Genomic DNA, 23,856 nt, shown 5'->3' with positions numbered 1-23,856 from the left:
AAGAAGCATACATAATACTAAAACGAATAATAAAACCCTCTTTTTCTTCATCGCTGCTAAACTTCCTTTCCATATGTTATTGACCTGCTGATGGTTATCGGTATCTCGCTTATTCTTTAATCCCGGAAGTAGCCATCGTTGAGATTACATTACTTTGCGAGATAATAAATACGACAACAGGTACAACAAGCATGATTAATGTAACAGCAGAAGCAACCCCCGTTCTCGCGATCCCTGCATTAACGATCTGTGATAACGCATAACTGACTGGCTTCAGCTTCTCCGTAAAGATTACGCCTCCACCTGTCGTTCCCCATAACGATTGGAACGATAAAATAATTAACGTAATCCAGGCCGAGCGAGATAATGGCATCATAATCCGCCAAAAAATAGTGAGCTCCTTGGCACCATCAATCTTGGCCGCTTCAATTAATGCATCTGGAACCTGGACCATAAAGTTCATCATTAAAAATAATCCTAGCGTTCCGCCAATAGAAGGCAGCAATAACGCCCAATACGTGTCAATCATATGCAGCTTTGACATAATGATATAGTTCGGCAATGCCGTTACTGTACCGTTAAACATCAAGGAATATACGATCAGCTTTGACATTGTTTTTGAGCCTGGAAATACATACTTCGCTAGCGGGAAGGCTGCCATCGAGCCAATAATAACCGACCCCAGCGTACCAATCGCTGTAATAAAAACTGTATTGAAAATATATCTCGTCATTGGCACCCACGAATTTCCGATCACGATAAATAAATCCTGGAAATTCGTCAGCGTTGGACTCATAACGAATAATTTCGGTGGAAAAATAAAGATTTCATTCAATGGCTTAAACGCATTGTTAATGATGAAAATTAATGGCCATACGCTGAATAAACCAAATAATCCTAAAAGAACCGTCAGCGACAGATCGCCTATAATACTTCTGTTTCTACGCTTGAATTGTCTAGATACATATGCTTTTTTTATTGTCGCAACAATGCTGCTCACATTACGCACCTACCCTTCTTAATGCTTTCTGCACGATAATGTTCGTAAACAGCATCGTAAAGAATAAGATTGTTGCAATCGCAGAAGCGTAACCCATTTCATATCGAATGAAGCCATAGTCATGCAGGTGCGTTAAGATGGTATGACCAGAGTATTCGACTGAAGGGAATCCAGCTAACTCAATCGATAATTGAGATACCGAGAATGAGGCTGTAATCTGCATAACCGCTCCGAATAGAAGCTGTGGTCTCATCGATGGCAGCGTAATATACCATAGCTCCTGCCAACGATTTTTAATTCCATCAATGCTGCCTGCTTCATACAATGTTTTGTCTACGTTTTGCAGTCCGGCAACGAATGCCAGAAAGCTGACGCCCAAGCTTAACCAAAGCTGAACGAGAATTAGAATTGGAAACACGTATTCCTTCTTATCAAAGAATAGAATGGGTTCCGTAATAAAGCCTAAGCGCAGCAGCCAGGAGTTAGCGTAACCATACATATCGGAAGAAAAGATAAGCTTCCAGATTAAGTAGGCATTACCTGAGATGGAAGGTGCATAGAACACTAACGTCATAATGGCTCGAACCTTAGGAGTAAGCTCATTGATTAGCCAGGAGAATACAAAACACATTAAGTAACTAATTGGTCCTGTAATCAACGCAAAAAATAATGTGTTTTTTACGGCGATCAGGAATACATCGTCATTTACAATGAGATTAATATAATTTCTAAATCCGACAAATGAAGGAGCTTCAAGCATATTGAAGGATGTAAAACTAATGATCATCGAAGCAAGTACCGGAATGACAGTGAACACGATGAATAGTATCGCAAACGGCATAATTAATAGATACTTCGCCCCATGCTCTTTCCATATCTTCGAAAACGACCTTCTGCTTTTTCTTCGCGTGATTGTTTGATTTGTCAGCATACTCTCTGTTTACTCCTTTTCCCATAGATTGCGAGACGTGCTTCAATCACTGCTGATATAGGATAGATGGAACTCCTGACGTTTTTTTGTAAGCTCCTTATCAATCTGCTTGTTGTTCAGATATAAGGCTTCGCGTGGACTTTCACCACTCGTAACAACACCGCGGAACGCATAATCAATTGCCCTTGTTGTCATATATCCGCCAGGCACCTCTGGCACACCTACAGTAGCCTCAAACTGATTTTTAATCTGTGCGGCATCCTTGATTGACCACGGCAGTTGATCGAGTACCTCTACGTTTGCCGTTGGATATCGAGCAGCTGAGCCCATAATTGCTTCTAATGCATTGGCGTATTCCGTTTGAGTATCTGTTGCCAGCCACCATTGCATAAACTCCCAGGCAGCCTCTTTATTGTCAGAGTCATCAAGCAGAACGGTATTAATTGTGCTCGATACGACCTGATTGTTAATTGTGCCATCCTCTTGCTCTATACCAGGTAGTGGAGAGAAGGACCATTGACCTCTAATCTCTGGAGCAAATACCTCTAGTTGGTTATAGGTCGTATATTGGGCAATACCAGCTGGCATCTCACCCGTTCTGAAGCGGTTTGGAAAATCGGCAGAAACAGGCAGTCGATAGCTTGTAAAGAAGCGTGTAACACGACTGAATGCATTCATCGCGTTGTCTTCCGTTAATGCACTTTCTATCCCGTAATCATTGCCTTCACCCTTAAATAGATCACCGCCATACTGGAACACCATGGAAGGAACCAGCTCCTGACCAGGGATGTAAAAATCATAGTTATTGGCATGCAGCACAGCGATCATATGCTCAACGTCGTCCCACGTTTTGGGCTGTGTAAGCTCAAGCTGCTTCAGGATATCGTCACGATAGAACATCATAAGGAACGTTTGCTGCTCTGGCAGCGCATACACTCCCTCCTGGAACGTTACCGTACGAAGCGCACTATCATAAAACTTGTCTGCCAAAGCATTATAGCCCTCCAGCTTTGAAAGATCAGTTAATGCATTACGCATAGCAAAGTTTACAACCATGGCTTGCGGAATCGACAGCGCCACATCCGGTCCATTCCCCGCTAAAGTAGCTGGCAGTATAACGTCCTCAGGAATAAGCATTAAATTGACTGGAATATTACTTTGCGGCGTAAATTTTTGATCAATCAAATCTTTAATAATTTGAGCCTGATCTCGACCAGACGATACCCACACCGTAATGGCATCTTCACTTGAATCTCCAAACATCTCCGTCTCGTCTACAAAAAAGGTAGATAAGAATCGGACCACACTGTTATAGGCACTTACAAAGAAATTTGGCTTCGCCTTTTTTAGCTTGGAATCAGGAGCATACAATGTGAAGCTGTCGAGCTGAAGAGGCATCTCGGATATGGAGGTAATCCAAGTACCTAAAGAAGATATATTATTCGCTAACGTACCAAGCTCCTTAATGACCGTGTCAGGTTTAGCTGCAATTCCTGCTGCCTGTACCTGCATCTTTTCGACCATTGCCGTTTTTTCGCCTTTTTCACCGGTAATTCTCACCAGTTCATCGACAACCAGCTTCAAGCGTTCACTTTCAGCTTGGAAAAGCTCAGCATAATCAGGGATTTTTTTAGTAATCTCATAATCAATATATTGGTCTGGTACGAGTCCAGTAATTTGCACCGTTTTCCGATAAAGATCATTAAGAACGTACACACTTTTTTCTACTTCTGATAGAGGCATCGCAAATTCACCTAGCACGACCTCTAAGGAAATCGTATTTTCCCCTTCATGCAGCAGAACAAGATACTCTTCATCATCCTGTCCAATGATGTAATTGACGAATCCGGAATGAAACGCGAACGGAACAGCCATCGCTTCACGATATGGAACCTCACCATTTATTCGTAATTGTCGATAGGACATTACGCCGCGGTTTGTATTCTGTACGCCGCGGAATGACAGCTGATACAAGCCTTCCTCTGGCACATTAATCTTCCACTCGATATAATCGCCAGGTGTTCTCCAATTGGGTCCGCCAATGGCGTTTAGCTTAATATTGTATGGATGATAAGGCTCTGTATTAGGATTGCTATAATCAGTAGCCATCGTAATGTCGACGGACGATTTTTCGATTGCTAGTGTGTTGCCATCAATGCGTTCTGCCTGATAGGTAAGATTTTCATTGCTATACACGTCATACTTTTGCTTCCATTCGCTCAGCACTTCTTCATAAGGTCTTACTTCCGGAGCCGTCTTTAACGTAAGCTCATGAATTTCCATAGGCTCTTTTACGGATTCAAGCGTAATCGTATGTGTGCCTGCACTAAAATAAAATTTGTATGGCTCCAGGTTTCTTTTTTGTGCATCGCCAATATAAACCGTCGTCAATTGTGGCTTTTCTACCGCCAACGGTCTAATCTCATTACCGTTTCGCTCCATAATTTCTTCCCCGTTGCTATTGTCCCATACACGGTTAAATACTAATTGATTCATGCCTTTAAAATAGCTTTCATGATCAATCAGGAGCCTTCTTTCAATTTTTGAATTTGTGCCCTTTAACGGGATATACGTAAGGGAAATATTATAGAAGCCAGCTTCCTTGACCTGAAATGACCACTCTATCGCGCCTTGCTCGCCAGTAGCAACCGCGTTACCATTAGCTACAGCTTCCATGCCACCGATCGCTTTAAATGTTGTCACATCCACCTTTACCTCAGAGGACGCCATATTTCCTTCATACCCTTGTGCTGAGAGATACTCGCCATATGAATCCTCAATATATTCATGACCTTCGCTCTCCAGCCCAACAGCAAAAGCAGGGTCAGTGTTACCTGACCCTAGCCCTGCAGGCATGAACATGGCTAAAACTAAAATGAAAACCATACTGAATCTGAACGTTCTTTTCTTCATGCCCATACCTTAACCTCCGTGATAATTACGAAGTGCCGCTATAAGTGCGGGTTGTTGAAATTACTCAACCTTAACCTTTAGCGTCAAATTCGATGTATTTCCAGCAAAGTCTGTTACTGTAATCGCAACATCGTATTCACCTGGAGTCGTCGCATCCAGTTCGCTAACGTCAGCAGTTAGATTCGCTTTTACATCAAAACCGTCTTTATCAACAGCAGTTTCAATAAAATCATCCTTCCAGTTAATGGCAGAAACATCTTCCTCTACTTTAATCGCACGATACTCTGCTTTAGCAGTAATGGTAGGTGCAGTTGTGTTATTCGGATCGTAAATGACGACAGAATACTTGCTGCTGCCTTCATTGCCAGCCGCATCCTTAGCGCTTAAAACTAAGCCGCCTTCATATTTTGCGATAGCAGAAAAGTCAATTGCACTCGTATCTACAACAACCTTGTCAAATGGAATATCGCCATCAACACCGTCTGCCGCTGTTACAAATTCATTCCAATTCACAGTTGCTGGATCCGTTCCTGCTGCAATAGCAATCGGAGTTCCGGTTTCTGTAAAGAATGGCGGCATATTGTCTACCGGCTCACTCGCACTCAAAGCATTTTCAGTCGAGCTCATAGCGTCAAGAATACGGTTTTTATTCGCATCAATTGCAGCCGCATATTTAGGAGTGCCGTTCAAGCCATAGATGGAGCTCCCCATAATTTGCTCTTCCCACATTGGGCCCCAGGAAAGAATGGTCGCAAACTCATTAGGAACAGGATCTTTCGACAAGCCAAGGAATGCTTCCATTACCGCTTCACCGTATGTTTCATTGGTTACGTCCAAGCCGAAGTTAAGTGCTGCAGTTTTGGCTTGAGTAGTTAGATAATCAAGCGCCTTATCACTGTTAGCCAATGTTTTATATGAGGTTGACCAATAGATTTTGTATGCTTCAAGTGCAAGCTTTGTACGTTCTTCGTCGATACCTTTTAAGACAGCCATTTGGTTACCAGGAGCAACGAGCTGCTGGTACTTCGCATCGTCCGCAGACAAATGATCTGGTCTAGGGAATGGTACAACTCCCATAGATTCACCACGCCCTGCTAATGTTTGACCAGCACCAGCTGCCAGCCAAGGAACCATATTCGTGAATACGGTTTCACCATTGCCAAAGTCATTAGCATTCCATGTCCAGCCTGGAGAAGGCTCACTATCATTGTATCTGGCTGTAAACATTAGATTTTTATTCATCAGGCGATCAATGTACTCAATCGCTTGTTTTGTTTCTGCTGAATCAGCTGCCAGGCCATTCGCTCCGTAAACAGCGCCGCCATTAGAATGGATCGCTTGATAGGCTGTTTGTCGGTAGTCTGTTTGGAATGCTTTGATCGGTACATCCGTTCTAACCGGAGACATTTTGTTAGCATAGTACTCATTAATTTTCGTTAAGTAGTCTTCAAATTTTGACCACGTCCACTCACCTTTTTTCCAAAGGTCATGAGGATAGACGGTCTGACCGTTTTCTTTCAAAGCATCAACCTGATCTAAATAGTCAATATTGTAAACAAGCGGCCAGTGCGGTACGAATTCAAGAATGTAGTTCAAGAAGTAAGTGCCACCGAACATTTGGTTACCAAACATCCATTGGTCATCCGGATCAGCAAAAATGTCCTTATATTGATCAAGCGGCTGGAAGATGTTTTGTCCTAGCAATGTGCCTTGGGAGCCGCCCCAAAGTAAAGCAATATCAACGATTGGATCGTTCGCTAGCACGGATTTTAACAATGATTCACGAATATCCTCAGGATATTGCTTCCACTCTATTTTTACGTTTAATTCGTTAAGTACAGCTTCTTCAGCTGCTTTTCTGGCTGCAAGCTGATCTGGAGGCATGCCTGGCTCACCAGTAACCGGATCGGTCCAGTTCGGGTCATCCCCAGGCTGCCAGTGCGTACCGAAAACGATGACTGTCGGCTCGCCGCTCGGCGTCTCATTGTTGTTCGTTTGCTCTGTGTTCTCCGTATTGCTATTGGTTGGTTTCGGAGTATTCTCAGATTTTGTACAAGCACTAAGCAATAAAACAGTTAAAACCATCGTCATTAACACAATTAAAGCTTTTTTTGATCTAGTTACCATACTTTGCATCCCCCTGTTTTCGTAAATTAGAATTCCTTTCGGCCAAAACAAAAAGTAAGCGCTTTAATTTCCAAGCATCGTTCATTCAAAAAAGCTCTGATCACCTGCCTGTCGGTTCCCATTTTCATATCCTTAATCATATGATCCTTGTGAGAAAACATGTAATGTAACCCGTTTTATGAAAAGGGTTTCATTACTTTCAAAAAAAATAGGTAAAAAATTCATCTCTTGTTTGATGACATTTTAGCTCCTCACACTTTGTATTGTCAATAAAAAAAAATTAAAAATATTCCGCTTGTTAATCGTGTGGCTCGGAGAGCTATGAATTTCTAAAAATAGAAAAATCGTTGTTGTTTTTTAATGGTTAACTCCTTATAATGGTGAACTGTAACCGCTTTAATCATATGATCTATTATTATTACCGACAAAATGTTCTTCTCTTGTATCGTTCATTCTTCAATTCTTCTCTTGTGTTGTTCTCTCTTGCGTTGTTCTCTCTTGTGTTGTTCTTTTAGCATTGTTCTCCTCTTGATTGATCGTTTTTCGGGATCAAGCTGACCGTTAATGAAACGGGTTTCATTAACGAGGCGTTATGTCTTAACTGGAGGGTATAGAATGACAAGTCAAAAAAAGATGTTACTGATTGCCATATCCGCGATCTTATTTTTCATCTGTCTTGTTACGTTAATTATGAATTTGAAGGAGAAAAACATGATCATCACTAGTGATACTCGGTTGCTAGTAGAAAATACTACTGTGCATTTAATTGAGCATGATGGTGTCCAGGTTGCATATGATAATGGATTCCCCATCCCTGAATTTTCTACTTGGAAAATGAACGAGGAAAGCAGACAATATATTTCACTGAACGGAGAATGGCGATTCGGCCATGAGGATGAAATCAGTTGTACAGACGCTGACCTTGCTTGCAGCGATAAAGCGTATAATGATTCCGCATGGTCTGTGCAGAAGGTTCCAGCAAGCCTTGATCTCGCCTATGACAATGGGAAATACCAGTATTCATTTGGAGCATTTTGGTTCCGCAAAACCTTCAAGGTCGAACAGGACTGGGAAGCTAAGTTTGTTAAGTTAAACGCTTTAGGAATGGGCTATCATTCCGCTATTTATATTAACGGAACAAAGGTTGGAGAAAATGAAGGCAGTGCGACCTCTTTCTCATTCAATGTTTCGCCTTACTTGAACTATGGTGAAGATAATGTAATCGCTGTTCAAATTATTAGACCACCACACGATCAAAATGATGATGGAGCGCTGCCAGCTGGCGGATTTGACTGGTGGGATTATTCCGGTATTACTCGAGATATCTACTTGGAGGCTACAGCACCACAGACAATCTCTAAAGTCATCATCGACGCTTCACCTTTAAAGGAGCGCGTAAATGCCTATGTTGTACTACTAAACTACGGTAAAGAAGCAGCTGACCTCAGCCTTCAGGTTCAGCCAGGCGTTGAAAATGTTGCAGCTCAAACCAAAAACGTAACGATGAAGGCAGACGAAGTAAAAGTCGTAACCTTCGAATTTGATACACCTGCAATTGAGGCTTGGTCAACAGAGTCGCCAAAGCTGTATCAATTAAAAGCTGAAATTAAGAATGGTGATTCGCTAACTACGCAGTATGGTGCAATAGACGTGGAGGTTGGAGATGCAAAAGTGCTAGTTAATGGGTCTCCAGAATGGTTTAAGGCAACGAACTGGCACGATGAGAACAAAGAATCCGGCCGATCGATGTCGCCTGAGGAATATCGTGCAGAGATAGATGTCGCTAAAAATGCAAACGCCAATCTTATCCGTAATGCTCACTACAATCGTCATCCATACGCGTATGAGTATGCTGACCAAATTGGAATGTATGTTATGGATGAAATTGAAAACTACTGGCTTAGTGAAAAGGCGATTGCCCATCAATTGTACGAAAAGGGCTTATCGCGCGAAAAAGCGATAGCTATGGCATGGAATCAGGTGAATCATCCCTCTGTCATCATTTGGAGTGTAGCGAATGAAAACACCCCAAACAATACGACGCATTTGGCATGGTTTAATGATATGAGAGATGCTGTGAGATCCGTTGATCCTAAAAAGAGACCCGTTACTTATGCATCGAATACGCAGCATCACCCGGTTGATATGTCTATGTCAGCAGCAGATATTATTGGATTTAATCAGTACTATGGCTTTCACGGTGGAGAAGCCGCAGATTATGGCGCGGAGCAATATAGAGAAAAATTGCTGGAAATTCATGAACGCTACCCTAGCAAGCCTATTATTCTATCAGAGAACGGAACATGGTCAAGCCTGGGCGATCGTGCCAGAGAACAGTGGCAGGCAGGCAACTTTGCAGCACATTGGGACGTAACGGTATCTTATCCATTTACCGCAGGCTACACCTTCTGGAACTTAAAGGATTACCGCAGCAAAATGGAATACACTAGCAGAGACCCGCAAAGACTTTCGGGAATGGGCATGGTTGACTGGGCTGCGCGATCACCAAAAGTCGTCTATTACTATTTCCAAGAAGCAACAAGCCGCGGTGCAAATCGAATAATGAATCCTCGTTTCGATCGAGGAATTGAGGAATGGCAGATTATATCTTCACAGAAGGAACAGGCTTACACTATTGTTGAAGAGGGGATGCAAATTTCATTAAACGCTTCAGACACTGTAACATTGAAGCAAAATGCATTTGATCTCTTAGCTGGCAGCTATGTAGTAGAGCTTAAAGTTCGCGGCCTGCAAGGCCAGGCGATTGCAGGGAAAATTGAGCTTAAGTCAAGCTACCTGTCAGGCGGATCGCTTGTGAAGGAGTTTGACTCCAGCGGCTTGATCAAGCTTCCCTTTACTCTGACGCATAACGGCGTTACAAATGTAACGGTTAATCTTCACTTGGAAGGCACGCAGTCGAACGAGCAAATCCTGGTCGAACAGGTTGATTTGTTTCCAGAGTTAAAGTAATAGAAATCAACAAATGAACAAGAGCAGGGACTGTCCGAAAAGTCCATTTCTAAACTACTACGAGTGCTAGTTTAGAAGCGTGATTGACTTTTTGGACAGTTCCTCTAAGTTGTTTTAAAGATTGTTCAATAGTGAATAGCTACACTTCCTTGCGCTGCAAGTAAATATAGCCGATGAGGAAAAACAGCAGGAAGCTGCCGCCTACAACCGCTAATAGCTGCTCCCACGCAATATAGAAGAAATTGTCTGCTTCTTCGCGCACGGTCATCATCAGAAACGGCTGTCCCCATGGATAATATGGAGCGAATTTTGAATTCAGCACCATCATCGTCGGGATTGTAAAAATAACGTTTACCGCAAATGGCGCAGCCAAGCTTTGAAACAGCGTGGACAGCCATAGCATAAGCGCGATTAACGGCTGGGTTGCCAGCCAGCCTCCAATAATGCCGCGCAGGATCACATCAACAGGAAACGGCTCCCCATATTGCTTAATGATGCCAGCAGCTAACAAAGCGACCAATACAAGCAGCTGCATTACAAAAATGATGGCACTAACAATTAAAAACTTCCCAACATAGACGCGTCCTCTCGTCGTCGGCAGAGCAAACAGCTGCTTCCAGCCTCCCGCTTGATGCTCGTAGCGGCAGGTCAAGGTTGCCAGTACGCCAGTAATTAACGGCAGAAACAAAACACCGTAGGCCATGTTGGCATTTATTAAGGCGTACACATATCTGATGCCAGCCATCTCCTCACCGCTGACATCTATCAACAAAGCAATAGCGAATACTAGCGCAGGACCTAGCAAAATAAAGGGGATAATATTCGTCTTGCGCAGCTTAAACCATTCTGTTCGTAATATCGCCTTCATCTCAACCAACATCCTTTCTGCTAAAATGAAGCATGCCTGCCATAAACAGCAGCAAGCCTGCGCCAACACCTATTACACCGCTAGACCAGGGATTGTCAAGCTCCGAGACTAAAGAAGGCCATTTCCATATGACCCAATCGGGCAAATACACCGGAATAATGACGGCAATCACGCCTACAATTCCAAGACTGACTGTAAAGCCTTGGTTGCTGCTTGTTAAAGCGCACCATAAATGCAGCGCAATTAAAGCCTGTGAGGCAACCCATGGATAAAAACTGTATTCCAGTATAGAAAGCCATGGGATGTCGTCGCCCAGACCGAGCGTCATCCCGTAAACCGCTGTACCAACAGCTAAAATGCAGGAGGATACAAGCAGCAGCACAGCTGCGATTAGATACTTGGATAAATAAACCGAGCCTCTTCTGACAGGCAGCGCCAGCCACATCTTCCAGGCGTTCGTCTGTGCTTCTATGCTGGCTAGCAGCGAGGTTAAAATGACAATGCCAAGCACAAGCGCCATCGGCGTTAAAGCCGCAACATTGTCCAAATAGTAGGCCCAATCATCCTCACTTTGCGCTAACAAATAGTCCTTTCGCACGCCATAGTTAACCATCGTTAAGCCAATCACGCCAAGCGGACCTAATAAGGTCAAAAACCATAGTCCCTTGCGCTTGATTTTCATCCATTCTGAGCCAAGAAGTTTGGAGAGCATCATAAACTCACCCCGCCTGTCATATCCAAAAAGATGCGTTCAAGCGATTGCTTATGCTCCTCTACACGATAAATGTCCATGCCTTGATGCACAAGCAGCTTAACGGCATCCGCTACCGCGCGGTCCGAGCATTGATGCAGCACAAGCTTATTCGCTCCCAGCTCTACTGCCAATTCAAGCCGATGCAAAGCCACTGCTGCTTGCTCAGGATCATTACATTGAATGTGAATTGAAGAGTTTGCCAGCTTGCGCATATTGGTTATGCTGTCCTGATAAATCAGCTTGCCATGCGATACAACCCCTACGGATGTAGCGATCTGATCGATTTCCGAAAGCAAATGGCTCGATATTAGCACAGTCATGCCATATTTTTGCGGCAAGCTTTTGATCAGCTCTCTAATTTCGATAATGCCGGAAGGATCCAAACCGTTGGTCGGCTCATCGAGAATAAGCAGCTTCGGCTGATGCAGCAGCGCTGCGGCTATGCCCAGCCTCTGCTTCATGCCAAGCGAGAAGCCTTTAACCTTGCGATGCGCCGCTTCTGTCAGACGGACCAGCTCCAGCACCTCTGTCACTCTTACAGGCGGCACACCGACGATTTGGCGGATAACATTCAAATTTTCATAGGCTGTTAAATGTGGATAATAGGAAGGATTTTCAACCAAAGAGCCTACCTGACGCAATATCTCCAGCTTATGCGTGTTCAGCCGTTTGCCTAACACCTTGATTCTGCCGGAGGACGGCTTCATCAGACCGAGCAGCATGCGAATAGTCGTCGTTTTGCCAGCGCCGTTTGGCCCTAGAAAACCGTAAATCTCACCCTCACGAATCGTCATATCAATATGATCAACCGCATACTGCTTCTGAAATGTTTTCGTTAATTGCTCTGTTTGTACGATAATACTCATCGTTTTCTTCACCTCGCAACCTAGTATAGGGGGTGGAGGTTAAAAGGAGGTCCACATAAAGTTTAAATTTTGTTTAAGAGGTAGTTCAAAAATAGGTCTTTGATGACGATGGAGTGCTTTGTAGCGGATTCGGCGGCGTATCTTGAACGCTAGCGAAGGCTTATGCTTCCGATGTATGTTTCCTACGGAAACATTTTAGGTGCTCACGTAGGTCTATCTACGCTGCGCTCCTCATTTTCTACTAGCGTCCAAGCTTCTTGGTCCTGAAAGCCCTATTTTTGAACCTTTATTGGAAGTGGTAGTTCAATAACTGGACTTTGATGACGATGGAGTGCTTTGTAGCATAATCGGCGGCGTATCTTGAACGCTAGCGAAGGCTTATGCTTCCGATGTATGTTTCCTACGGAAACATTTTAGGTGCTCACGTAGCTTATGCCTACGCTGCGCTCCTCGTTTTCTACTAGCGTCCAAGCTTCTTGGTCCTGAAAGCCCTATTTTTGAACCTTTATTGAAAGTGGTAGTTCAAAAATAGGCTTTGATGACGATGTCGTTTCGTTGTAGCATAATCGGCGGCGAATTCTTGAACGCTAGCGAAGGCTTATGCTTCCGATGTATGTTTCCTACGGAAACATTTTAGGTGCTCACGTAGCTTATGCCTACGCTGCGCTCCTCATTTTCTACTAGCGTCCAAGCTTCTTGGTCCTGCACTCAAAAAAGCTACAGCGGAGGAGCAAAGCATCCGTAAAACGCATGTGGGGCGCCTTTAACATCGTAATGCTATCTTAAAAATTTAAACAAGAGCATTACGATTTAAAAAGCGACTGGAGGATGCTTTGTTCCGCAGCGCTGAAAAAGGCATTCAATCATCCAGTTGAATAACGCAACGATCTGCTTCGTAGCGTACTCAACAACTAAAAGCTACAGCGAAGGAGCAAAGCAATCCGAAAAACGCATGTGGGTCGCCTTTAACATCGTAATGCTACCTTAAAAATTTAAACAAGAGCATTACGATTTAAAAAGCGACTGGAGGATGCTTTGTTCCGCAGCGCTGAAAAAGGCATTCAATCATCCAGCTGAATAACGCAACGGTCTGCTTCGTAGCGTACTCAACGACAAAAAGCTACAGCGGAGGAGCAAAGCATCCGTAAAACGAAGTGGGTCGCCTTTAACATCGTAATGCTACCTTAAAAATTTAAATAAGAGCATTACGATTTAAAAAGCGACTGGAGGATGCTTTGCTCCGGAGCGCTGAAAAAGGCATTCAATCATCCAGCTGAATAACGCAACGGTCTACTTCGTAGCGTACTCAACAAAAAAGCCACAGCGGAGGAGCAAAGCATCCGTAAAACGAAGTGGGGCGCCTTTAACATCGTAATGCTACCTTAAAAATTTAAACAAGAGCATTACGATTTAAAAAGCGACTGGAGGATGCTTTGCTCCGGAGCGCTGATACGGCTTGCGAATTTCGATGATGAAGTAAGGTGCTTGGCGATAGACCTGCCATGACAGCCCCATTCCTTTGACCATCATATCGACAATGGACAAGCCGATTCCCGCTCCTTCGCTATGCTGCTTCCCTTCATCAATCCCGTTGCCCTGATCAATGATGCGAATGACGTCATAGCCCTCGCAGCTGGTCGTCTCAACCGCCACATATTTGCCTGACTTGGCATGCCGCAGCACATTTTGCAGCAAATTGTCCAAAATGCGCTTCATCCAGATCGGATCAATCATCCATTCTGGCTGCTTCATTTCGCCCAGCTTAATTTCTACTTCAAAATCCTCCTGCTCAAATGCCGCATACCATGACGCAAGATGCTCCCGTAAAAAGCGATTGATTGCAACATGCTTCAGCTCCATCCGATAACGCTCCCCAATCAGCAGCGTATAGGCAAGCAGGTTGTCCACCAGCTCATCGATCTGCCGCACTGATCCTTCCATCGACTGCGCAGCCGTTGCGACGGGGGCTGGCAGCTCATGCTTGCTGATCGTATAGGCGTTGGCGCGCAGCTTAGTCAGCGGTGTTCGAATATCGTGGGAAAGATTGGCGATCAGCTGACGTCTGATATGCTCCTCCTCCAGCTCCCTTTCCCGGCTTTGCTTCAGCTCAAGCACCATATGGTTAAACGCCTGCTCCAGCTGTCCGATTTCATCCTGCTTGCGCACATGAATCGCTACCGGCAAATTATCGCTGTCACGCATACTCATCGCTCGCTGTAAATAGAGCAGCCGTTTGCGAATGCTGCGGAAAAACCAATACGATATAAAAATGAACAGCAAAATAATTGCCAATACTGAGCCCAACAGCAAAGTGCCGAACCGGTCATACACGTTTTCCAGCATCGATTGGAACAGCTTGCGCGGCAGCTCAATGACAACAAAACCATGCTGCTCGGAGCCAGCAACGAAAGCAATCACCGTATAAGGATCATTGCCGTAGCTTGACTTCATATATTGAGCAGTGTTCATCGCCGTCCAGGTCTGCGGCAGCTCGCGCTCCACATTCCAGCTGCTTTTCAGCTCGCCCGCGCCATTGACCCAAAACATAGCTGCTTGCGGAAATTGCTTGGCCCATGCTTCATACAACTGCTCCACCGCTTCCGCTGAATCGGGCGTCAGTTCTTTTGCCGCTTGATGCCATGATTGTTCCACCTTCCTGTAATCAGGCCGCTCATCCCTGTTCGTTTGATTGGAAATTCCTGAAAACACCATAGAGACGAGCAAATAGACAAATTGAAACAAAATAAGTGCAACACATATGAGCAGCATATACTTGGATTGCAGTGAGCTAAACAGCTTTCTCTTCATAGCTTCACCCTGTAGCCAATGCCGCGGATCGTTTCAATAACGGTTGGTTGTGAAGGGTCACGCTCGATTTTTTCGCGCAAATAGCGAATATGCACCATTAGCGTTTTGTCCCCTTCGATATAACTCTCGCCCCACACCTGCTCATATAATTGCTCCTTGGTCAAAATTTGATTAAGGTGGCGGATAAAGCATTGGAACAAATAATATTGCTTGCCAGTCAGCACGATTTCTTCTTCCGTTCGCGTGTCGATGATGCGCAGCTCCTTCGTATTAATGCGCAAATGCTGCAGCTCAAGCTGCTGCTCATGCTTCTGGAATCTGCGCAGCAGCACCTCGACTCGCGCAGCCAGCTCATCGGGATGAAATGGCTTCGTTACATAGTCATCGGCAAAGCCAAGACCCTCCAGCTTGTCCTCTACTGCCGTGCGCGCAGAAAGCATCAGAATCGGCAGCTCAGGGCTGACCCGCTTCAAGCGCTTGCCAACCGAGAAGCCGTCAAGCCCTGGCAGCATCACGTCAAGAATTACAAGATCGACAGCCTGAGCGTAATCCTCCGCTCCTTCGCCAGAGCTGAGCCATATAACACGATAGCCTCTGCTTTCCAGCTCCTGCTTCAGCCATGCACCTATTTCAAGATCATCTTCGATATATAAAATTTCATTCATTTTCTTCACTCCATTCACCGTCATTATAGCGTATATGCTTCTTTTTGCACAAAAAAAGGATGTCCAGAAAGCCAGCGGATGCTGACAATCTGAACGTCCTTCTCTTGTAGGTGAATCGGTGCTCCGGAAAAAAGCATTCCTCCAGTCGCTTTTGAAAAGATCATTAATTTATCGCCTGTTTTGCAAAGCTGCAAACATGTTTTCCACAGCAAACTTATCCCTATGTTCTTAAGCTGTTTGCATTAATTGCCCGAATAAATCTGGCGAATACAGCAGCCACCTCGGCTCTGGTGGCGTTAGCTTTCGGGTCAAAGCTGCCGTCTGGCTTACCGCTAATGATGCCTGCTGCTGCAATCGCGTCAACCGCCTCTTTGGCCCATGCGCTTATATGATCATGATCGGCGAACTGTACCGTCGAAGCTGACGGCAGCTTGTAGCCTTTAAACTTCGCGTAATTATAGAGCATAACCGCCATTTGCTCGCGTGTAATATTATGATGAGGACTAAAGCTGTCCTGCCCCGTTCCGCTTACTATGCCATTTTTAAATGCCCAAGCCGTCGAAGCTGTGTACCAAAGTCCTGCAGGTACATCACGGAATGGCGATTCTGCGTATACTTCGCTATCAATACCTTCCAAATTAGCGAGCACGTGAGCCAGCATTGCCCGCGTCATGGTTGCGCCAGGACTGAACTGGTTGACAGCTGTACCCTCAAATAGCCCACGAGCTGTTACCAGTGAAATATCTCTTGCCGCCCAGTGCTCAGGAATTACGTCGGCAAACGCTTTGCCATTGTATAGCACATCATAGGTCCCAGTAGACGCTGCAGTAAACGTTATACTGCCGTTTTCACTAATCGCCATCGGGTAGCTGACTGCTTTGCCATTTTCCTTCTTGATTGCTACATACTGATAAGGATCGCGGCCTTCTGCATTCTCTACAGGCAGCGTGATGATCAGCGGATTGTCGGGATCATGGTAGGCTGCAGGCTTGCCGTTGTGTAGCAGCTCAACGATAAAGCTACCTTGTCGAAGGCTAAGCATGAGCGTATCGCCATACAATTTCTTAATTTGATGCAGCGCGGCATTAGGGATAGTGACAGTGCCGAATTCCGTTTCAATCTTCAAATCGGCAGTACCTATTGCCACTATTGGAAGCTCCACTGTCAAAGCATAGATGTCCTTAGCAGCGATGTTCAGCTCGCTGCCGGAGGCTGATAGAGCCTTGCTGATTTGCTCAACTGTGCTGACTAGACGATATGTGCCATCCTCAGTTTTTGTTACAGTAGCAGTCTGACCATTAAGCGTTACCGTCTGTTTGCTGCTGTTAGCCGATGTAATTGGCGGAGGCATGCTGCTGCTCCGTGCAATGTCCTTCGTATTGTACATAAAGATAAGTCTTTCATTCGTTGTAATATTCGGTACATCCGCTACTTCAGAAAGCGTTTTCGTACCAAGCCGTAATGTTAAGACAGCACTGCTTCCTGAATCGATTGCCTCCTGGTACACAATACGGTTATCGTAGGCTGGAGATACGAGGAAGTACGGGCCTACTCCGCTGGAACGAAGCAGAAACTTTTCACTCTCGCCTATCTCTGTCGCATCAGCTTTTATTACATTGTAATCTCCTGCCGTTTCATCCTTGACCGATAAATAAGTGTTGCTCTTCACAAGCCTTATCGAATATGTGCCGTCGTCGTTGGCAACCAGCTGATAGAAAGGCGCCTCCTTCTTCATGACACTGGTTACAAGCTCGCCGTCTTCATTGACATCATAATAGGAGTTCAATGTCTCCGCGACTCTCTGACCGTCTACGATGCTCCAATTGCGCTGATACAATGGCTCCCATCTCGTCCGCATTTGGAAGTATGGCCCGTCTTGATTGACTGGCTCGCCTTGATAGAAGGTAAGCGTTGCAAAGTTCAAATTGTCAAAATGCACCATAGCCTGCGGTCTCGCTGCCGCTGCCGCTTTCTCTGTCCACGGCACTTCAACGCCTGCCTTGCTATAGAGTGCAAGTCCTTGCTCGAACACCGGTCTAAGCTCGCCTCTGTTTAATCCGTTATTCTCTCTGTCGAACCCGTCCCCATAGTAGCCTCTGCTTCTATCGCCAAAAACGTTCGGCATCGATACGAAGGGCACTTCCTCACCGTACAGCTCGCTCGAATACAAATTATATTTCGCCGAATATTCAAATGCTTTCGCCAGCCTGTTGTCGTACAAGGAGTACAGATCCTCGCCGTGATTGTAGGCAATCAGGCATATCTCCGCCATATAGCCGATAGCCAGTAAAGCATGGGCTTGATCGCGGCCAGTTTCCATCGTCTGGCCTGACTCATGCACATAAGCGAATATTGAGCCGTTTACATGAATGTCTTGATACAAGGCCATTGCACGATCAAAAATTTCCGTATTGTTGCATAAAACACCGATTGAAATTATGCTCACAATCGCCGCCGCGTCCCAGTTGCCATTGGCAAGCATCGGAACAGCCGCATCCTGAATAACAGGATAAACGACGTTCAGCATCATATCCTGCAGTGCTTTGAAGTCCTCATCGCTATACCCGCTGTATCCACCGTTATAGTAACGTATAATTTCGGCTGCATTGGCATATTTGTATGCATTTATGCCAGCACCAAGAATTCGGTCTCTGCCGTCTATTGCCTTCAAGCCGCTCGACCATTTTACGAGAATGTCGGCTGCTTTTTCCGCAAATTGATCATCCCCTGTAATGACCCACTGCAAGGCGTTGAAATACGCCGCATTACCGCCTTTCTCAAAATGACCGATATTGCCGGAATCCGCTGGAGCGCCACCCCGTCCAACATTTGAAAAGACAGTCGTTTCAAAGTCTGCGCTCGATAAATTGTAGGAAACGCTGTTCAACAGTCTCTGGTAATCAGAGTACCAAGGCTCAGCCTTCTCTTGAACGCGCTGCTTCATTCTGTCCAAATCTTGCTCGGTATGCAAAATGCCAGGATGGTTGAAGATACGTACCTTTACATCCTCCGACGTTTCATAATCGCTTCCGTTATATTGAACGACATACTGATAATGACCTGCGCTCAAATCCGACAATGTAACCTGCATCAAGCCGTCTGCGTAAACGATGTCGGCACTTGCCCCTACAATACGGTAATGCTCAGCATTCGTATCGCCATTAACAGGTTGCCAGAACAGCTTTGCCTGGCCGCCGGAAATCTCTTGCTTTACCTCCAGCAAATCATTGCCCTCTAGCTCTTCAAAATAAAATCTATACTCGCGATCCTGCCCGGCTGTTCCCGTGCTTAGCATTGCCTCCTCAGACATTTGCACATTAAATATACGAAAGCCGATATCATCTCTCATTGTGGACAAATGCGAATATATTCGATAATAACCTGAGCTGGCGAAATGATCGATATAAAACCGCTCATTCCAGCTTGGCATGCTCGCTGATGCCTTGATCTCGAAGGTTCTGTCGGTGCTGGTGCCGCTAGGCGCACCGCTCACAATATTAAAGTAACGATGCGTATTGCTTAAAAACTGGTCGGCTGTAAAGTAATTTTGGATCGTAAGATATTTACCGTTATCCAATGACTTTATCGAATAAGCCGTTTTAGTAGCGCCAACCTCTGGCTCCTCATGATTTACCGTTGCAAAATAGTCAAGCACATATAGCGCAAAATGAGAGGCCTCCGCGGCATTTTTCGTAAGCGATAGCTTTTCAGTTACGGGGTCTACCTTGACATATTGGCCTTCCTCATTTTTCATTTTCATAATCATCGCTGCAGTGCTGCTATTGTTCACGTAATTCCCCATGTTTGGCGCGGCGATTTTAATGGGAAATTCTGCCTTTTCAAGACTGTTTACTGCTGCTTGCAGTAACGCGAGCGCTTCGTTAATCTCCTCCTGCGTTGTATTGCGCATGCTAACCTCCTTTGCGTAAGCGAGAGCTGCGACCAATTTCGGCCAGCTGTCCGTTGTGTATTCGCTTTCAACTAACTGTTCAGCTTCGCTAATTCGCGCATTGAGCGCTGACCTGTCAACCCCATCATCGACAATCGGCTCGCCCAATGTGACGTTCAAGGTCGGCCCAGGATGCGCTGCTGTATTGCGCGAGGCATACATTTCACTGGCGCTAATCGTGCTGTCATCCACACTGGCAGTCGTTAGATGTACGCTGATCACCTTTCTTCCGCTGCTCAGTGCAGAGCGAAAAATTTCAGATAAGTCGATGGACAGGTTTTCTTCGCCATTTGATGTCACCTTATAGGTTGCGCTAGGCGATCCAGCTATATCATTTGGACGGTTATTATAGGTTAAATTGTTGGCCGTCCACGCTTCATCAGAGTCGCGCAGTGTGGATTCGCTTTCCGTAAAGACCAGCTCGTTTGGCGCATGTGATTTTCTGAAGCTAAGCAGCATGCTCATCTCGTTAAGATCGTAGCGCTCCGTATCAATCGCGGATAAATCAAATTTGAGATAAACATGCCGCGATTTTCCGTAAATTAATTTATTGGCGTTCAGCTCAATTCCCAAGCGATCTCCTTGACCACTGAAATTGGAGACGAATGCGTCTTGCGCTGCCGGAAAGGACAGTGCGGCAGACGAAGCCGCAGCTGCTGCTGTTCCCGGGATAAGTGTATAAAACGGCATGCCCATGATCGGCAAGCACAGCAATAACGATAAAAACCGCTTCCACTGCTTATTCATAATCGATCCCCTTTCTATCCTTTAAAATTTGAAGCTGCATTTCTCTGTAACAAGCTTGCCTCCGTCTATGTCGCGAAATGAAACCGCTGTCAAAATATAGTACAGATCATCCTCCCATCATCCGTTAGTTAACAGGTACTGTACGCAATGCTCAGCGCATTGATCCTGCCCTGCTTTACTGCTGCTCCTCTTATCAAGCTATATCGTAGCAAGGCGAACCCGTGATTCATATGCAGTTTTTTAAGCTCTAAGTCAGTATTCTTAAGCATTTGGGGCTTTCAGCCTTCTATAAACACTACACAAAACTTGGCTCCTTTTATCTATAAAACCGTATACGGAACTTAACATGAAATAAAGCATACTCAGAAAATTTAGTATTTACATTTAATTCAATATATGGTATATTTTTATTGTTATTATTTTGAAAATTTAGGAGGTATTCAGTTGAAAAAAATTTTAGGGTATTTATTAAGTTTAGGGTTGTTATTTAGTTTGATTTTACAACCAACAGCGACGGCAGCGACTGAAAACACTGAAAAATCGGAGCCTGTTAATTTTCAATTTGAAGCATTTTTAACATTAAACAACTCAAATCATAAGACGTCATTAACATCAAACAACGTTCAAAATAACAAGCAATCAGATTTTGAAATTAAAGACGCAAAACAAACTCTTAACCAAATTAATGAGGATGGCTCTTTCACAGCAAGTTACGAAGTTACTCTATCATTGCCGAACACTGAATTTGGCTCTGGTTCTCAATCAGGACTCATAACCCCATTTGATTCTAACAGTGGATCAGTAACTCAGAATCTATGCAAGGCAACATTAGAAATTACATATTTTACTAGAGGATCTACAGATAAAGAAATTAAAATTACTAATATTAAGGGAGGATGGGAACCACAAAATTCCACTATTGTTGTAAGTAATCGTGAAGCATCAGTCTCTGACGGCTTACCTCTTGGAAATGTAATTAGAAAGAACCCTACCACCAATTCGTTTAACTATAACACTGGATGGGATTATGTCGACCTTTACCCTCATACTAACTATTCAGGACCAAGAGGTTACACAGAAGCTACCCTAACCGCATACGGAATGGGTGGGACTGCAAATATTTTCTTACAGGTTCTTGTTCAATAGTTATATTGATAAAAATGATGAAGCGTTTCACTCGTTTAGTAATGGTGAAGCGCTTCTTTTTCTATTTTAAAGAAAGGTAAATATCGATCAGCTCAATCACACGAACACTCCTTTTATGAACGTAACGAGGCTTCAATAATATTCATAGTTATCGGGTAGGAATAGTATATTATAAGACTGGAAATAGTTCAATAACCTGTTATTAAATTGTTAAAATGGGATTAGTGCTAGATTTGCTCATAGGGGATAGCAGGATATGCATCAGGACGAAATGGACTGCAAGGTGCAACTAACAAACCGGACCGACGTCTAATCTATTGGAAAGGTTTACTATATTAAATGGAAGCAGGAGGAAATTGCCAAGATGAAGGTAAGGAAATGGGCTGTCTGGCTGATGCTGGCGGCGATGTTGATGACGCTGTCCACACCGGTCGCTTCAGCTGCCGGAACTTCCGACAGCGCCAAGGGAATCGAGATTATACTGGATGGGAGAACAATCAATAGCGATGTTTCTCCTTACATTATCCCTAAAGTGTATGTGACGATGGTGCCGCTGCGCATTATTAGCGAAGAACTGGGCGCAACGGTCAGCTGGAACCAGAAGGAGCAGCAGGCTACAATCATGGACGGGGTTGGAAAGACGATCATCATGAAACGAGGGGCAGCGAACGCAATCGTCAACGGGCAAACTGTCGCGCTCGACGCTTCCATCGCTATTAAGTCTGGCCGGACGATGGTGCCGCTGCGTTTCGTCAGCGAGCAGTTGGGTCTGAAGGTTACCTGGAGCGAGCAGGATCAGCGCATTACATTGGCAGCTGACGGCGGTAAGGCTCCAGTGACCCCGGGGGGCGAGACGCCAGGATCCGGGACGACGAATCCGGGGAGCGGACAGCCAGGATCGACGGCCCCTGCAGGTCCGAAAGACACGGTGAATCCGGGTGGGGGTGGCAAAGGCGATACGGGCGAGACCGAGCTGCGCGGCGTCTGGATTTCGACCGTGTATAATCTCGATTGGCCGTCGCCATCCTCCTACGGGAAGTCGCTTCAGCAGATGGAGGAGTATCGCGAGCTGCTCGACGAGCTGCAGGAACTGGGCATGAACGCGGTATTTGTGCAGGTCCGCCCGGAGGCAGATGCCTTGTACCCGTCACAGCTTGTCCCTTGGTCCAAATATGTGACGGGTAAACAAGGGCTTGCTCCCGATTATGATCCGCTGGCCTTTATGATCGAGGAGACACATAAGCGGAATATGGAGTTTCATGCCTGGTTCAATCCGTTCCGCGCCAGCGTCGACACGAAGACCGAGCAGTTGGCTGATAGCCACATTGCCAAGCAGCAACCGGACTGGATCGTAAACGCCGGCAGCAAGCTGTATATTAACCCGGGCATTCCGCAGGCACGTCAGCATATTATTGATACGATCATGGAAGTCGTGAACGGCTATAATATTGACGGGGTTCATCTGGATGATTATTTCTACCCGTCCAATACAAGCTTTGCCGACGACCAGACCTTCAAGACGTACAATCCGGACAAAATCGCCTCCAAGGCCGACTGGCGGCGCAACAATATTAACGTGTTCGTGCGTGATCTCGGACAGGCGATCCACGGCGCGAAGCCGGATGTCCGTTTTGGCATTAGCCCGTTCGGCGTCTGGCGCAACCAGTCGGTAGACAAGACCGGCTCGGATACGAACGCGGGAATAACGACATATGACAGCATGTATGCCGACGTCCGCACCTGGATCAAGCAGGGCTGGATCGACTACGTCAATCCGCAGCTGTACTGGAGCCTCTCCTTCCCGGCCGCCAGATATGACAAGCTGGTCGATTGGTGGGTACAGGAGGTGCAGGGAACCGGAGTGGATCTGTATATCGGTCACTCGCCATATAAGCTGGGGACCAAGGAAGCTGGTTGGCAGAGCGCACAGGAAATTATTAATCAGTTGGAATACAATAAGCGCTACCCTGAAATAAAAGGCGACGTATACTTCAGCGCGAAGGATCTGCGCAAAAATCCGCTCGGCATCAAGGAAGCACTCCGCTCTTATTATCAATCTTAATCTTATTACAAGCAACATAGCGCCCGCCTCCGCAACCGTCTTCTGAACGG

Annotated in this window: 13 protein-coding genes; 3 read left to right on the top strand and 10 right to left on the bottom strand. The window is 45.3% G+C overall.

Annotated elements, in window-relative coordinates:
- Window positions 1–109: 109 nt before the first annotated feature.
- Genes KJS52_RS20465 through KJS52_RS20450 form a run of 4 tightly spaced genes read right to left on the bottom strand, consistent with a single transcriptional unit; the run spans window position 110 to window position 6,971 of the window.
- Window positions 110–1,000: a carbohydrate ABC transporter permease gene (locus KJS52_RS20465; RefSeq protein WP_246563821.1), complete on the bottom strand. Its 891-nt coding sequence runs from the start codon at window positions 998–1,000 to the stop codon at window positions 110–112.
- 1 nt (window position 1,001) lies between these two features.
- Entirely contained in the window at window positions 1,002–1,931 is a 930-nt protein-coding gene (locus KJS52_RS20460) for a carbohydrate ABC transporter permease (RefSeq protein WP_246563819.1), read from the bottom strand.
- A 42-nt stretch (window positions 1,932–1,973) separates the two neighbouring features.
- Complete coding sequence (locus KJS52_RS20455) at window positions 1,974–4,850, bottom strand: extracellular solute-binding protein (RefSeq protein WP_213518976.1); 2,877 nt, start codon at window positions 4,848–4,850, stop codon at window positions 1,974–1,976.
- Window positions 4,851–4,904: 54 nt separating this feature from the next.
- The gene (locus KJS52_RS20450; protein ID WP_213518974.1) at window positions 4,905–6,971 is read right to left on the bottom strand and encodes a hypothetical protein; all 2,067 of its coding nucleotides are present in this window, start codon (window positions 6,969–6,971) and stop codon (window positions 4,905–4,907) included.
- 615 nt (window positions 6,972–7,586) lie between these two features.
- Here KJS52_RS20450 and KJS52_RS20445 point away from each other — a divergent pair.
- Window positions 7,587–9,941: a glycoside hydrolase family 2 protein gene (locus tag KJS52_RS20445; RefSeq protein WP_213518972.1), complete on the top strand. Its 2,355-nt coding sequence runs from the start codon at window positions 7,587–7,589 to the stop codon at window positions 9,939–9,941.
- 139 nt (window positions 9,942–10,080) lie between these two features.
- Here KJS52_RS20445 and KJS52_RS20440 read toward each other — a convergent pair whose 3' ends face one another.
- The 6 genes from KJS52_RS20440 to KJS52_RS20415 form a co-directional block, all read right to left on the bottom strand.
- Complete coding sequence (locus tag KJS52_RS20440) at window positions 10,081–10,809, bottom strand: ABC transporter permease (protein ID WP_213518970.1); 729 nt, start codon at window positions 10,807–10,809, stop codon at window positions 10,081–10,083.
- Window position 10,810: 1 nt separating this feature from the next.
- Complete coding sequence (locus KJS52_RS20435) at window positions 10,811–11,521, bottom strand: ABC transporter permease (RefSeq protein ID WP_213518968.1); 711 nt, start codon at window positions 11,519–11,521, stop codon at window positions 10,811–10,813.
- The gene (locus KJS52_RS20430; RefSeq protein ID WP_213518966.1) at window positions 11,521–12,429 is read right to left on the bottom strand and encodes an ABC transporter ATP-binding protein; all 909 of its coding nucleotides are present in this window, start codon (window positions 12,427–12,429) and stop codon (window positions 11,521–11,523) included. Before KJS52_RS20430 ends, KJS52_RS20435 begins: the two co-directional genes overlap by 1 nt.
- 1,410 nt (window positions 12,430–13,839) lie before the next feature.
- Window positions 13,840–15,237, bottom strand: coding sequence for a HAMP domain-containing sensor histidine kinase (locus KJS52_RS20425; RefSeq protein WP_213518959.1), 1,398 nt, complete (start codon window positions 15,235–15,237; stop codon window positions 13,840–13,842).
- Window positions 15,234–15,902, bottom strand: a complete 669-nt coding sequence (locus tag KJS52_RS20420) for a response regulator transcription factor (RefSeq protein WP_213518957.1) — start codon at window positions 15,900–15,902, stop codon at window positions 15,234–15,236. Before KJS52_RS20420 ends, KJS52_RS20425 begins: the two co-directional genes overlap by 4 nt.
- Window positions 15,903–16,122: 220 nt before the next feature.
- The gene (locus tag KJS52_RS20415; protein WP_213518955.1) at window positions 16,123–20,598 is read right to left on the bottom strand and encodes an S-layer homology domain-containing protein; all 4,476 of its coding nucleotides are present in this window, start codon (window positions 20,596–20,598) and stop codon (window positions 16,123–16,125) included.
- 444 nt (window positions 20,599–21,042) lie between these two features.
- On the opposite strand from KJS52_RS20415, the gene KJS52_RS20410 reads away from it, so the two are divergent.
- Both KJS52_RS20410 and KJS52_RS20405 read left to right on the top strand, forming a co-directional pair.
- Complete coding sequence (locus KJS52_RS20410; protein ID WP_213518953.1) at window positions 21,043–21,744, top strand: hypothetical protein; 702 nt, start codon at window positions 21,043–21,045, stop codon at window positions 21,742–21,744.
- 364 nt (window positions 21,745–22,108) lie between these two features.
- Entirely contained in the window at window positions 22,109–23,806 is a 1,698-nt protein-coding gene (locus KJS52_RS20405) for a family 10 glycosylhydrolase (protein WP_213518951.1), read from the top strand.
- The last annotated feature ends 50 nt before the right edge of the window (window positions 23,807–23,856 follow it).

This window comes from Paenibacillus montaniterrae, from assembly GCF_018403185.1.
Lineage (GTDB): Bacteria > Bacillota > Bacilli > Paenibacillales > Paenibacillaceae > Pristimantibacillus > Pristimantibacillus montaniterrae.
Note: the sequence above shows the minus strand (reverse complement) of the source record. Positions and strands in the feature narration are given on the sequence as shown.